Origin of the sequence: Pseudomonas sp. 11/12A (genome assembly GCF_000800055.1) — a bacterium.
GTDB lineage: Bacteria > Pseudomonadota > Gammaproteobacteria > Pseudomonadales > Pseudomonadaceae > Aquipseudomonas > Aquipseudomonas mohnii.
In genome coordinates, this window is the sequence record NZ_JUGV01000001.1 from 1,076,709 (window position 1) to 1,089,419 (window position 12,711).

The following is a 12,711-nucleotide window of genomic DNA, read 5'->3' on the forward strand; positions in this document are numbered from 1 at the left end:
GGCCAGGCGAGTGTGGAGAAAAACGGCCCGGCGATCCGCTCTCTCAGGACGCATTGCTCCGTAATCGCTCCGGCGCCAGTTTCCGCGGCCGGACGTTCAGCCGTCTCGACGGTTTGGCAGGCGAGTAATGCGCCCGGGCACGTTATGATAGGCAGCCTCGCGATCAACGCTTCACCCCAGCCCCCGGAGTCAGCCCCCGCAATGCCCCAGATCAGCCACTTCAAAACCCCGTGTCCCGAGCACATCAACAGCCAGATCCTGCAGATGGTGGTCGATAACCTGACCGACATCAGCATGGTCGCGATCCCGCCCAGCAACCTGTTGTACAACGTCTACCAGTATGCGATTGGCTATGAGGTGCACCTGTATCTGGAGGCGTTGAACGGGGCGAAAGGGATTGATGTGGAGTTGCTGGTCGCCACCGATCTGGACGACCCGGACAAGGTCATCGGCTTTTTGCTGTACTTGCCGGTCAAGGACGATCCCGAGGCGTGCGGCGTGGCTTATATGGCGGTGGATGCCAGCCATCGGCGCCAGGGCGTTGCGCGCAAAATGCTGCGGGAGATGGTCGGTCGCTATCCCCATGCCGAGCTGACTTGTGCAGTGGGCAAGGTGCCGTACTTCGAAGCGATGGGCTTTCAGGTCGTGGGTGTGCGCGCTACCCAGGTGCTGATGAATACCCGCGATCACGGCAGCGACGGCCTGATGGCGCTGCTGGATGTGGCGTCAATCTACAGCTCCCTGGAAGTGCGGCAGATTCACACCTACCTGCTGCAAAAACATGGCAAGCGCGCCATGCTCGACGCGGAAAAACAGCGTGACCGGCATCTGGACCAATTGACGCGCAAGGCCAACGAGTTTGTGCGTAAACGGTTGGGGGAAGACGCCGTGCCGGCCACTGGCCCGCGCTTGCGCCTGGTCTGATAACCCGATCAAACCTGTAGGAGCGAGCCTGCTCGCGAAAAGCGCACGGGCAACACGGGCATTCAGACAGCCGGCGTTATCGTTCACGTCCATCGCGGGCAAGCCCGCTCCCACAAGGAATTGCATGGCACCTGTAGGAGCGAGCCTGCTCGCGAAAAACGCACGGACAATACGGGCATTCAGACAGCCGGCGTTATCGTCGACGTCCATCGCGGGCAGGCCCGCTCCCACAAGGATCTGCATGGCACCTGTAGGAGCGAGCCTGCTCGCGAAAAACGCACGGACAACACGGGCATTCAGACAGCCGGCGTTATCGTTGACGTCCATCGCGGGCAGGCCCGCTCCCACAAGGATCTGCATGGCACCTGTAGGAGCGAGCCTGCTCGCGAAAAACGCACGGACAACACGGGCATTCAGACAGCCAGCGTTATCGTTGACGTCCATCGCGGGCAGGCCCGCTCCCACAAGGATCTGCATGGCACCTGTAGGAGCGAGCCTGCTCGCGAAAACGCCCGGGCAACACGGGCATTCAGACAGCCGGCGTTATCGTCGACGTCCATCGCGGGCAAGCCCGCTCCCACAAGGATCTGCATGGCACCTGTAGGAGCGAGCCTGCTCGCGAAAAACGCCCGGGCAACACGGGCATTCAGACAGCCGGCGTTATCGTTGACGTCCATCGCGGGCCGGCCCGCTTCCACAAGGGGCGGATTTCAGGCAGCACAGAGCCCGGCCATTTGCCGGGCTTTTTCTGGTCTGGAAGTCGCGCAGTTAAAAAAGAGCCTCAAAGCTCTTTGATGGGGAGGAAGTGGAGCCATTGAGGCTCAAGATGCGCATGAAGCAGGCGGTGAGCTTGATAGGGGTTCAGTACACTCACCACCTGCGCAACGGCTTGGGCAAGCAAGCGGCTGCGCAGATTCATCGTAGGAAGTTGGGGGTTCGACCTCAAGTACCGCTAGTCGAATCACCCCCATAATTGTCAGTTTTTTGTTTTCCCGGCGCCCGGCCATCCGGCCTGCTGCAGGGCATCGAGCAGCGTTTCCGGATCCAGTCCCGGCACGGCATGCCCATTGCCTTCGGCACTGTCGGCGGCCAGCAGGGCGTTGATGATGGCTTCTTCCACCGCTTCGGTGGCCGCCAGGAACAATTCGCTGATGTGATCGTTATTGACCATGCTCAGGTTGCCCGTGGTGGGCGCGCGTTTGCTCTCGTAGGCGGCGGGCGGCACGTGCGGGTTGCCGGTGGAAAAGGCGATGAAGATGTCACCGCTGTGGTCTTCGTTACCACCGCCGGTGCGGGCCAGGCCGAGGCTGGCACGCTGCGCCAGGCGTGTGCATTGGTGTGGCAGCAACGGCGCATCGGTGGCCAGGCACACCACGATCGAACCCATGCCCGGATGTGGCAGCGACGCCTTGAGGAACGGCGAATCGACCTGTTCCATGTAGCGCCCGACCGGGTAGCCATCGACGCGCAACTCACCGCGAATACCGTGGTTGGCCTGGACGATGGCGCCGACCGTCCAGCCGCCCTGGGCATTGTTCAGACGCCGTGAAGCGGTGCCGATGCCGCCCTTGAATTCATGGCAGATCATGCCGCTGCCACCGCCGACATTGCCCTCGGCCACCGGGCCGCTTTCTGCTGTACGCAGGGCCTGGGCCACATGCTCGACCTGCACATGGAAGCCGTTGATGTCGTTGAGCAAACCGTCGAAGGTCTCCAGCACGACCGGCATGTTCCAGTAGAGCCGGCCGTCGTCCGGTTGCTGCTCACGGTCCAGCACGATCAGCGCATCTCGCACCACGCCCAGGCTATGGGTGTTGGTGAAGGCGATCGGGCTGGTCAGCAGACCCGCTTCGCGAATCCATTCCAGACCGGTCGCGTCGCCATTGCCATTGAGCACATGAACGCCGGCAAAACACGGTTGCAGGCTGGTCGAACCGGCACGCGGTTCGATCACGGTGACACCGGTGAGGATGTCACGACCCTTGGCACTGCGGCCGCGCACATTGCTGTGGCCGACGCGCACGCCGGGGACATCGGTGATGGCATTGAGCGGGCCGGGTTGCAGTTGGCCAAACTGGATATTGAGGTCGCGGGCACGTGGTTTCATCGGTTTACTCATCTTCGAATTCGTGGGTTGGAAAATATCTGGCTGACAGCGGTGATTCACTTGTGGGAGCGCGCCTGCTCGCGAATGCGGTGTATCAGGCGAAGTGATGTCGACTGACCCGACGTCTTCGCGAGCACGCTCGCTCCCACAGGATTAGTGGTGTGGTTACTGCCCATTCTTGACCTTGCTCCAGATCCGCGTGCGCACCCGTTCGGTAGCCGGCGGCAAGGGTTGCAGGGTGAACAGGGTGGCCAGGGCCTCGGCCGACGGGTAGACCGCAGGGTTGTTGCGGGTTGCCTCGGCCACCAGGGCCGTCGCGTTGCGGTTGCCGTTGGGGTAGTTGAGGTGATTGCTGACCGGGGCAATGACGTCGGCACGCATCAGGTAGTCGATGAACGCCAGCCCCTGTTGCGGATGCGGGGCATCCTTGAGCAACACCAGGGTGTCGAACCACAGCGGCGCGCCTTCCTTGGGCAGGCTGTAGGCGATCTTCACGCCATTGCCGGCCTGTTCGGCGGTGGCCTTGGCCTCCAGCATCGCGCCGGACCAGCCCACCGCGACGCAGATGTTGCCGTTGGACAGATCGCTGATGAATTTCGACGAATTGAAGTAAGCGATGTGCGGACGCAGCTTGAGCAGCAGCGCTTCGGCCTTGTTGTAGTCCTCGGGGTTGGTGCTGTTGGGCGGCAGGCCCAAGTAGTGCAGGGCGACCGGCAGCATTTCCGAGGGCGAATCGAGCATCGCCACGCCGCACTGGCCGAGCTTGGCCAGGTTCTCTTCCTTGAACACCAGGTCCCAGGAGTCCACCGGCGCCTTGTCACCCAGGGCAGCGCGGACCTTGTCGACGTTGTAGCCGATGCCGTTCGTGCCCCACAGGTACGGCACGGCGTACTGGTTGCCCGGATCGTTTTTGGCCAGTTTCGCCATCAGATCCGCGTCCATGTTAGTGAAATCCGGCATCCGGGCGTGGGGCAGCGGGGCGAGGGCGCCGGCCTTGATCAGGGTCGGCAGGCTGAAGTTGCTGGCCACCACCACGTCGTAGCCGCTGCGGCTGGTCAGCAGTTTTCCTTCCAGGACTTCGGCGCTGTCGAAGGTGTCATAGACCGGCTGGATACCGGTGTCACGCTTGAAGTCATGCAGGGTGTTCGGGCCGATGTAGTCGTACCAGTTGTACACATGCACGGTCTCGCCATCGGCGGCGACCGCCGACAACGAGATCGCCAGACAGGCGCCCAACCCCAGATTGAAATACGAGCGGTGACCACTCATGATGCGGCACTCCTGGCCTGCTGCAGGCCGGTGATAATCAGGAGTCTGCAGCGTATCGACCGGGGTGGCCGTCACCCATTCCCATCATGGGTTACTCGAAAGGGGTAGTGCGTGGACGCGTTGTTGAAAGAGTTACCGCTGCACCAGGGGCTGGCGCGGGTGTTTGGCGCCGTGGGCCAGGAGGGCTTCTGGCGGGCGCTGGTCGACACCCTGCGTTTGCTGGTGCCGCTGGACAACGCGCTGGTCGCGGTGATGCAGGCCGGACGGGTGCCCAGCCTGCTGATTGATTTCGACTCGCGGGGCGCTGTCGACGAGCATGAAGAACTGGCGGATTACCGCGCCGGCATGTACCTGCTCGATCCGTTCTACCTGGCCGTGTGCGCGGGCATCGCCGATGGCTTGCACAGCCTCGAATCGGTGGCACCCGACCAGTTCCAGCAGAGCGAGTACTACCTGAGTTACTTCCGTTCGGTGGTCGGCGGCGACGAATTGCAGTTCATGCTCAACGTCGAAGGCGCCGTGCTCGGTTTGTCCCTGGGACGTTCGACACGCTTCAGCCTCGAAGAGCAGGGTCGCCTGCTGTGCGTGCGCGATTGGGTGCTGGCCGCCATGCGTCGACATACGCAACTGCTGCCGCCGCAAGGGCCGGCCGCCGAGGCGGTGGCCGGTGATCTGGCGACCTTGCTGGACCGCTTCGATGCACGCCTGTCGGCACGGGAAATAGAAACCGCGCGCCTGATTCTCCAGGGCTTCTCCAGCAAGGCCATCGCCCAGCACATGGGTATCTCGCCGGAGACGGTGAAGGTGCATCGACGCAACCTCTATCACAAGCTCAATGTGAACGGACATGGCGAGCTGTTTGCCCTGGTTTTGCGGCCACGCTGACGCTTTCGCTTTTGCAGGCGCCGGCTCGCCGGCGAAGGCGGTGTTTCAGCTTTGCAGTTTGAACACCAACGCCTTCAGCCCGCATTCGATATCGGCATCCGGAAATTCCGGCGGATTCTCCAGTCGTTCGATGAATTGCAGGCTCGGCGCTTCGCGGGTGACGCCGTCGATCAGGAAGTCGGCACCGAAGGCCGGGTCGTTCATGCAGGCCAGAACGGTGCCGTTTTCAGCGAGCAATTCCGGCAGGCGGCGCAGCACGCGCTGGTAGTCCTTGGTCAGCAGGAAGCTGCCTTTCTGGAACGACGGCGGGTCGATGATCACCAGGTCGTACGGGCCTTTGCCGATGACTTTGCCCCAGGACTTGAACAGGTCGTGGCCAAGAAAGGTCACCTTGCCCAGGTCATGCCCATTGAGCCGGTGATTGTCGCGACCGCGGCTCAGGGCCGGGCTGGACATGTCGAGATTGACCACGTGGGTCGCGCCGCCCTCGATGGCGGCAACGGAGAAGCCGCAGGTGTAGGCGAACAGGTTTAGCACCCGTTTGCCCTCGGCGTTGGCCCGTACCCAATCGCGACCGTAGCGCATGTCCAGAAACAGGCCGGTGTTCTGTTTGCGCCCCAGGTCCACCCGGTACTTCAGACCGCCCTCGACAATCGTCAGCTCGTCGATTTCTTCCCCGAGCAACCATTCGGTGGTGCTTTGCAGCAGGTAGCGATGTTGCAGCAGCAGGGTGTGCGCGCCGGATTGCGCCCAGGCGTCTGACTGCGTGAATGCCAGCAGAAGCTGTTTCAACGCCTCCAGCTGCGCCGCTTCCGGCTCCTTGAACAGTGCCACCAGCACCACGCCTTGCAGCCAGTCGACGGTCAATTGCTCCAGCCCCGGCCAGCAGCGGCCACGGCCGTGGAACAGGCGGCGGGTTTCGGCGGGGGCGGCCGCCAGGGCGGTCAGCAAATGTTCGCGGAGGGTGTCGAGGGCTTCAGGGTTCATCGGGTCGGGTCGGTCATTTGAAGGGGGCGGCATTTAACCATAGTTGCAGCATGGGCGGCTCCCACAAACCTTGTAGGAGCGAGCCTGCTCGCGATGGACTTGAGTACGCTGCGGGGTGTCAGACTTCCCGCGTTTTCGTTAACGACCATCGCGAGCAGGCTCGCTCCTACAAGGGATCGGGTGGGGTAGTTATCACGATTTATTTAACTTTACGTGAGGATTTGGCGACCTTGCGGCTCCCATACTCGGCCCCAACGAACAACAACAGCCGGGAGCCCGTCATGTCGCCGCTACCTGCCTCACCCAGAGCCAGCCATCCACGATGGCTAAGGCTGACCCACTGGCTCAACGCCCTGGCGGTGCTGGTCATGGTCACCAGCGGTTGGCGCATCTACAACGCCTCGCCGATCTTCGATTTCAGCTTTCCCAAGTCGATCACCCTCGGCGGCTGGCTCGGTGGTGCGTTGCAATGGCACTTCGCGGCCATGTGGTTCCTGGCGATCAACGGTCTTGTCTATCTGGCGTTCAACCTGTTCAGCGGGCGCCTGAAACGGCGCTTTTTCCCGGTCTCGCCCAAAGGCGTGCTGCAAGACCTGTGGGCCGCGTTGCGGGGCAAACTCGGTCACGCCGACCTCAGTCATTACAACCAGGTGCAGCGCGTGGCCTACCTGTTCGTGATGGTCGATATCACGCTGCTGGTGCTTTCCGGGCTGGTGCTGTGGAAGTCCGTGCAGTTCCCGCTGTTGCGTGAGCTGCTGTGGGGCTACGAAGGCGCACGACGTGTGCACTTCTTCGCCATGGCGCTGTTGGTCGCTTTCGTGGCGGTGCATCTGGTGATGGTCGCGCTGGTGCCAAAAACACTCTTGGCCATGATCGTGGGTCGCAAGGAGCCCGTATGAAAAAGCCCATTCAAGGATCGGGTCTGGACGAGTCGTCCATCCTGACCGACGCCCGCAAAATCCTCGCCCCGCAGATCGAAGACCGCTCGCGCCGTTCGTTCCTGCTGCGCGGCCTGACCCTCGGTGGTGTGGCCATGTTGTCCGGCTGCAACCTCACCGACAACGAAAGCGTCGACACCGCCTTGTCGTCGATGTCGCGCTTCAACGATCGGGTGCAGGGCTGGCTGTTCAACCCCAACGCCATGGCGCCGACCTATCCGGAATCGATGATCACCCGGCCGTTTCCTTTCAATGCCTTCTATGGCATCGACGAGGCACCGGCGGTGGACCAGGAGAGTTATCGCCTGGAAGTGACCGGCCTGGTCGCCGACAAGCGCAGCTGGCGCCTCGAAGAGCTGCGCGCGATGGCGCAGACCGACCAGATCACCCGGCACATTTGCGTCGAAGGCTGGAGCGCGATCGGCCGCTGGGGTGGTGTGCGCTTCAGCGATTTCCTCAAACGCGTGGGCGCCGACACCGATGCCAAATACGTCGGCTTCAAGTGCGCCGACGACTACTACACCAGCATCGACATGGCCACCGCACTGCATGCGCAAACCCTGCTGGCGCTGACCTATGACGGCGCCGTGCTGCCTCGCGAATACGGTTTCCCGATGAAGCTGCGCATGCCCACCAAGCTCGGCTACAAGAACCCCAAACACATCCAGGCGATTTTCGTCAGCAACACCTACAGCGGTGGCTACTGGGAAGACCAGGGCTACAACTGGTTCGGTGGCAGCTGACAGGCGCCCGGCAACTTCGCTTGTCCCCCCATGCATCAAGGAGTTTCATCATGAAAAAGTTGACCACCGTTGTTCTGTCCCTGTGCCTGGCCGTCGGCGCCGCCAGCGTGTTTGCCGCCGATACGATGAGCAATGACAGCATGAGCAAAGACTCGATGTCCAAGGACGCCATGTCCAAGGACACGATGAAAAAAGACGCGATGACCAAGGATTCAATGTCCAAGGACACCATGTCCAAGGACGCGATGAAAAAAGATGCCATGTCCAAAGATGCCATGTCCAAAGATGCGATGAAGAAAGACGCCATGTCCAAGGACAGCATGAGCAAGGACGCGATGAAAAAGGACGCCATGTCGCAGTAACCCCGGCCAACTGCAAACCCTGTGGGAGCGAGCTTGCTCGCGATGACGGTGTGTCAGTCAACATCAATATCGACTGGTAAACCTCATCGCGAGCAGGCTCGCTCCTACAGGTTTATCACCCTATGACTTGAAGTCATGCCCCATGCCATTGCCTGGTTTCACCCTTTGCCTGCATCAAAAATGAATTTCCGCCCACTCCGCTGCTCCTACCTGTAGGCAGCGGCATTGAGCCCGCGAATTCATTGAAGCATCAGGGAGCGGCACGGTCATGAGTCGAGTACCGACAGCGGGCGAACACCTTCCTGGCGGGTTGATCCTGGTGGTTGAGGATGACCCGCTCATTCTGGAGTTTCTCTGTGAAATCCTGCAGGACGAAGGCTTTGTGGTGCAGCCGCAGACCAGTGCGGACGCTGCATCGCAGTATCTGGAGCAGCATGCGCAGGATGTGCGGATGCTGCTGACCGACATCACCATGCCGGGCAAGCTCAATGGCGCGGACCTGGCCAACCTGGTCGGTGATCGCTGGCCGGACAAGCCGATCATGATCATGTCCGGCTATGAAACCCCCGAAAGTTCAGGCGTGCGGCATGCGGTTTGGTTCATCAAGAAACCCTGGGCCCTCGGGCAGTTGCTCGACTGCGTACAAAACGCATTGCAGGCTAATCCTCCGCCGCATTGATCCTGTACATTGGCCATCACACCCGCCAGCTCCGTTAGACAGGAAGGTCCGCCTTGTCCGCTCAAACCTGCGTTTTCCATCACCCGTACCGTGCCTTACTGTTCGATATGGACGGCACCGTACTGACGTCCATTGCCGCCGCCGAGCGCGTCTGGGCGACCTGGGCCAAGCGTCACGGCGTCGATGTCGAGACCTTCCTGCCGACCATCCACGGCGCCCGCGCCATCGACACGATCAGCCGTCTGGCGTTACCCGGCGTCGATGCCGAAGCCGAAGCGGCATGGATCACCCAGGCGGAACTCGAGGATGTCGACGGGGTGGCAGAGGTGGCGGGTGCGGCGGGGTTTCTCAAGTCATTGCCGGCCCATCGATGGGCCATCGTCACCTCGGCCCCCAGAGCGTTGGCGTTGCGCCGCATGGCCGCCGCCGGGATTCCCGAGCCGCAGGTGATGGTCACGGCCGAAGACGTCAGCGCTGGCAAACCTGATCCGGCGGGTTATCGATTGGCGGCCCGGCGACTGGGTGTCGAGATCACCGAGTGCCTGGTGTTCGAAGACGCCACTGTTGGCATTCTCGCGGCCGAAGCGGCGGGGGCGGATTTGCTGATCGTCACGGCCACCCATGATCAGCCGATGCAGACGGCGCACGCGACCCTGGCCGGTTATGACCAGATTGTGGCCAGACTGAACGACGACCTGATCCAGCTGCAGCTTTTGTGAGTGATAGCGCCTTCCAATGAAAAAGGCCCGCCAGCAGGTTCTGCTGAAGGGCCGTCAGGTGAGCGTTAAGGGGGCGTTCGCACCGCTGCCGGCGTCGCCTCGCCAGTCGGGATGCGGGTGCTGGCCTTGAGCTATTTCTGCGCAACGCCTTGCTTGATGTCCCCACAGAAAATATCGACATTTCCATCGGTCGCCGCAGTGCGCACGACAATGGAATACTCACCGGCCAGCAGCACGGACAATTCGACGGGGGCGCTTCGGCTGAACGACCAGCCACGTACGGCCTGGCGTTCGGTATCGACCTTGTCGTTCATGGCGTAGGCGACGGGCCCGGGTTTTGCGCAACTGCCCTTGTTGATGAACGAATAGAGGCGCAAGGGCAGCACCGCTCCGGTTGGAACACCACTGATGAAGAAGCTGAGGCCGGTCTGTTTGCCCCAGTCGGACAAGGCGACATTGCCGATCTGACCAGTGTTTTGCCGGGTGGCAACCAATGTAACGGACACGCTCTTGTTTGATGAAGTAGCGCAGCCGAACAGACTGGTCATGACCATGAGCGCGGTAAGTGAGTTTCTGAATTTCATTGCCAACCTCCTGCATAGAAGAACCGCAATGGGTGATTAAGGGGTATAGCTCATTAATCGCTGTCCGGGGCTGCAATGCTGTCCACTCAAGGTCGAACACTGACTTGTGGCGAGGGAGCAAGCTCCCTTGCCACAGATTAACGATTACGACGCTTGCTTCAGCACCGGCGCGCGCTTGCCGAGCTTCATCAGCCAGAAGTAGCTCAAGGCCGGCACCAGCAACCCGACCAGCCAGGCCAGGTCGACGCCGTCGAGGGCCGTGGCCACCGGGCCGACGTAGAGCGTGGTGTTCATGAACGGAATCTCCAGCGCAATCGCCAGCACAAAACTGCCGCAGGCCGTCCAGTTGACCCGGCCATAGATCCCGTTGACGTCGAAGATGTCATCGATCCGGTACTGACCTTTGCGCAGGCAGTAGTAATCCACCAGATTGATCGCCGTCCACGGGATCAGGAAGTAGCTCATGAAGAAAATGAAGTTGAGAAAGAAGGTGATGAAGTCATCCTGACTGATGGTGCACAGGGCTGTGGCCACCAGGCTGATTACCAGCATGAACAGGCCGCGCACCCGGGGTGTCACTTTCAGTCGGGCGAAGGGTTCGATCACGGTGATGGTCGACATGAAAGCGCCGTACAGGTTGAAGACGTTGATCGACACCTGGCCGTAGACGATGAAGGCGAACAGCAGGAGCGCGCCGCTGCCGAACAGCCCGGCGACATGGCCGCCGACGTTACTGGAGAAGTCGCCGATGCCGACGCTCAGGATCGCCCCGAGAATCATCATCCACGCACCGCCACTGACCGTCCCGGCGTAGCTGTACCAGAACACCTTGGCGGTCGGCGTTTGGCTGGGCAGGTAGCGCGAATAGTCGGCGACATACGGCGCATACGACAGCTGCCAGGTGACGGCAATGCTCACGGCCACGAGGAATTTCGACAGCGAGAACCCGGTCGGTAGCCACTGCTCGGGCGGAATCGACAGTTGCAGGGCGAAGAGCGTGGCGACGACGAACACCAGCAGCGAAAGGATCGACAGCAGCTTCTGCAGGCGGTGAATCAAGCGGTAGCCGTAGAGCGCGACGACGAAGCACAAGGCGCCGATCAGGTAGATGTTGCCGTTGGCGGGCAACGGGCTGACCGACTCCAGCGCCTGGGCGGCGAGCAGGGTGTTGCTGACGAAGAATCCCAGGTAGATCAGCATCACGAACAACAGCGGCAACACCGCCCCGAGCACGCCGAACTGGGCCCGGCTCTGGATCATCTGCGGGATGCCCAGTTTCGGTCCCTGGGCGGAGTGGGAGGCCATGAATATCGCCCCGATCAGTGAGCCGATAATGATTGCCAATGCGCTCCAGAACAGGTTGAGCCCCATCACCACCGGCAGCACACCCGAGGCGATGGTGGTGATGTTCATGTTGGCGCCGAACCAGATGAAAAACAGTGAACCCGGCTGACCATGACGTTCGGCTTCGGGGATGAAATCGATGCTTCTTTTTTCAACTTGCATGGCGATCACTCCTGAGTCCGGACGAGGTGGGTTTGCAGGCGGGCGATGGTGCTTTGCAGTTCGTGGGGCTGGTGGGCGAACAGGTCCGGGTGCTCGGGACTCAGGCTTACGTAGTCACGGTTTTCCAGGGCGCGGCGGCATTCGCCGGTGGTGAGGATTTCCAGGGAGTAGACCCAGTTGGCCATGATCAACAGCGCCGAATAGTGCCCGGCCTCGGTGGTCGTGGTGCACGCATCGCTGACCAGGCGAATGTGGTAGCCGAGGGCAAAGGCATCGAACACCGTGGTCAATACGCAGACATCGGTCAGTACGCCGCCGATGATCAGCGTGTCGACGTCCAGTGCCTTGAGCCGGGCATCGAGGTCGGTACGGTGGAAAGCGCTGTAGCGGCCTTTATCGACGACGGCTTCATCGGGTCGCGGGGCGAGGCTTTGGATGATCTCCACTTGCCGCGTGCCGGCGCGATAGCCGCTCGGGCCGCCATCGGCGGCGCGGGGTTCGCCCGGTGGCAGATCACTGCCGTCGGCCTGGTTGATATGGCGGGTATAGATAACGGGGACCCGCTGCTGGCGGGCGCTTTGGAGCAGTGTGGCGGTGTTGGCCAGCACCGAATCGAAGTGTTCGAGGACGAAACCGTCCTCCTGTTGCATGTCGATGATCAACAGTGCGTTTTTATTGTTCATAGAGCAAACCTGATCATGGGCCGGACACTGTTGCGTCCAGCCAGCCCGATAACCACCGGGCCGAAGCACAATGCACCACAACCGCGAGGCTATCGCCTGACGTCGAGGTACGTGGATTCCTGTTCGGGAGTGCTCAGTGAACTATTTGCCAGAAGCCGTTCTGCTTGGCCGAAACACTGGCGCGCAAACGCTTGAAATGCAGGTGCGAAGCGGTCCATTCACCGCGCAGGTAAGCCCGCGCGGCGCCGGAGGGAAGGGCGAGTGACTGGAGACGACCATTGAACATGGAAATCGACCCTGTAGGAGCGAGCCCGCTCGCGAAAAA

The 12,711-nt window shown here is 61.5% G+C and carries 14 protein-coding genes; 7 read left to right on the forward strand and 7 right to left on the reverse strand.

The genetic code is table 11. The features are described from left to right. Positions 1 to 201 precede the first annotated feature (201 nt). On the forward strand, positions 202 to 924 hold the full coding sequence (locus GQ39_RS05050; RefSeq protein ID WP_047527833.1) for a GNAT family N-acetyltransferase: 723 nt from the start codon (positions 202 to 204) through the stop codon (positions 922 to 924). Positions 925 to 1,900: 976 nt separating this feature from the next. Here GQ39_RS05050 and GQ39_RS05060 read toward each other — a convergent pair. After that, on the reverse strand, positions 1,901 to 3,031 hold the full coding sequence (locus tag GQ39_RS05060; protein ID WP_047527837.1) for a DmpA family aminopeptidase: 1,131 nt from the start codon (positions 3,029 to 3,031) through the stop codon (positions 1,901 to 1,903). 165 nt (positions 3,032 to 3,196) lie between these two features. Beyond that, complete coding sequence (locus GQ39_RS05065; RefSeq protein ID WP_047527839.1) at positions 3,197 to 4,300, reverse strand: polyamine ABC transporter substrate-binding protein; 1,104 nt, start codon at positions 4,298 to 4,300, stop codon at positions 3,197 to 3,199. Positions 4,301 to 4,411: 111 nt separating this feature from the next. Here GQ39_RS05065 and GQ39_RS05070 point away from each other — a divergent pair, with 111 nt between their 5' ends. Further along, complete coding sequence (locus GQ39_RS05070) at positions 4,412 to 5,185, forward strand: helix-turn-helix transcriptional regulator (protein ID WP_047527840.1); 774 nt, start codon at positions 4,412 to 4,414, stop codon at positions 5,183 to 5,185. A 45-nt stretch (positions 5,186 to 5,230) separates the two neighbouring features. On the opposite strand, the gene GQ39_RS05075 is transcribed toward GQ39_RS05070, so the two are convergent. Continuing rightward, complete coding sequence (locus GQ39_RS05075) at positions 5,231 to 6,172, reverse strand: class I SAM-dependent methyltransferase (protein WP_047527841.1); 942 nt, start codon at positions 6,170 to 6,172, stop codon at positions 5,231 to 5,233. 281 nt (positions 6,173 to 6,453) lie between these two features. Here GQ39_RS05075 and GQ39_RS05080 point away from each other — a divergent pair, with 281 nt between their 5' ends. From GQ39_RS05080 to GQ39_RS05100, 5 genes are all read left to right on the forward strand, one after another. Beyond that, a complete protein-coding gene (locus tag GQ39_RS05080) occupies positions 6,454 to 7,071 on the forward strand; it encodes a cytochrome b/b6 domain-containing protein (RefSeq protein WP_047527843.1) in 618 nt (205 codons plus the stop codon). Continuing rightward, entirely contained in the window at positions 7,068 to 7,853 is a 786-nt protein-coding gene (locus tag GQ39_RS05085; protein WP_047527844.1) for a molybdopterin-dependent oxidoreductase, read from the forward strand. The genes GQ39_RS05080 and GQ39_RS05085 overlap by 4 nt, the downstream gene beginning before the upstream one ends. Before the next feature lie 50 nt (positions 7,854 to 7,903). Next, positions 7,904 to 8,215, forward strand: a complete 312-nt coding sequence (locus tag GQ39_RS05090) for a pentapeptide MXKDX repeat protein (RefSeq protein WP_047527846.1) — start codon at positions 7,904 to 7,906, stop codon at positions 8,213 to 8,215. A 268-nt stretch (positions 8,216 to 8,483) separates the two neighbouring features. After that, positions 8,484 to 8,894 (forward strand): response regulator, encoded by a 411-nt coding sequence (locus tag GQ39_RS05095; protein WP_047527848.1) that lies wholly within the window; start codon positions 8,484 to 8,486, stop codon positions 8,892 to 8,894. Positions 8,895 to 8,947: 53 nt separating this feature from the next. Further along, positions 8,948 to 9,613 carry an HAD-IA family hydrolase gene (locus tag GQ39_RS05100; protein ID WP_047527849.1) on the forward strand — a complete coding sequence of 222 codons (666 nt, stop codon included), beginning with the start codon at positions 8,948 to 8,950 and terminating at the stop codon, positions 9,611 to 9,613. 131 nt (positions 9,614 to 9,744) lie between these two features. Here the strand turns inward: GQ39_RS05100 and GQ39_RS05105 are convergent, their stop codons facing one another. The 4 genes from GQ39_RS05105 to GQ39_RS32950 form a co-directional block, all read right to left on the reverse strand. Continuing rightward, positions 9,745 to 10,197, reverse strand: a complete 453-nt coding sequence (locus tag GQ39_RS05105) for a hypothetical protein (protein WP_047527851.1) — start codon at positions 10,195 to 10,197, stop codon at positions 9,745 to 9,747. Between the two features lie 144 nt (positions 10,198 to 10,341). Further along, positions 10,342 to 11,703 (reverse strand): purine-cytosine permease family protein, encoded by a 1,362-nt coding sequence (locus tag GQ39_RS05110; RefSeq protein ID WP_047527853.1) that lies wholly within the window; start codon positions 11,701 to 11,703, stop codon positions 10,342 to 10,344. A 5-nt stretch (positions 11,704 to 11,708) separates the two neighbouring features. After that, a complete protein-coding gene (locus tag GQ39_RS05115; RefSeq protein WP_047527854.1) occupies positions 11,709 to 12,386 on the reverse strand; it encodes an isochorismatase family cysteine hydrolase in 678 nt (225 codons plus the stop codon). Positions 12,387 to 12,519: 133 nt separating this feature from the next. Continuing rightward, on the reverse strand, positions 12,520 to 12,672 hold the full coding sequence (locus GQ39_RS32950; protein ID WP_167361809.1) for a hypothetical protein: 153 nt from the start codon (positions 12,670 to 12,672) through the stop codon (positions 12,520 to 12,522). Positions 12,673 to 12,711: the final 39 nt, after the last annotated feature.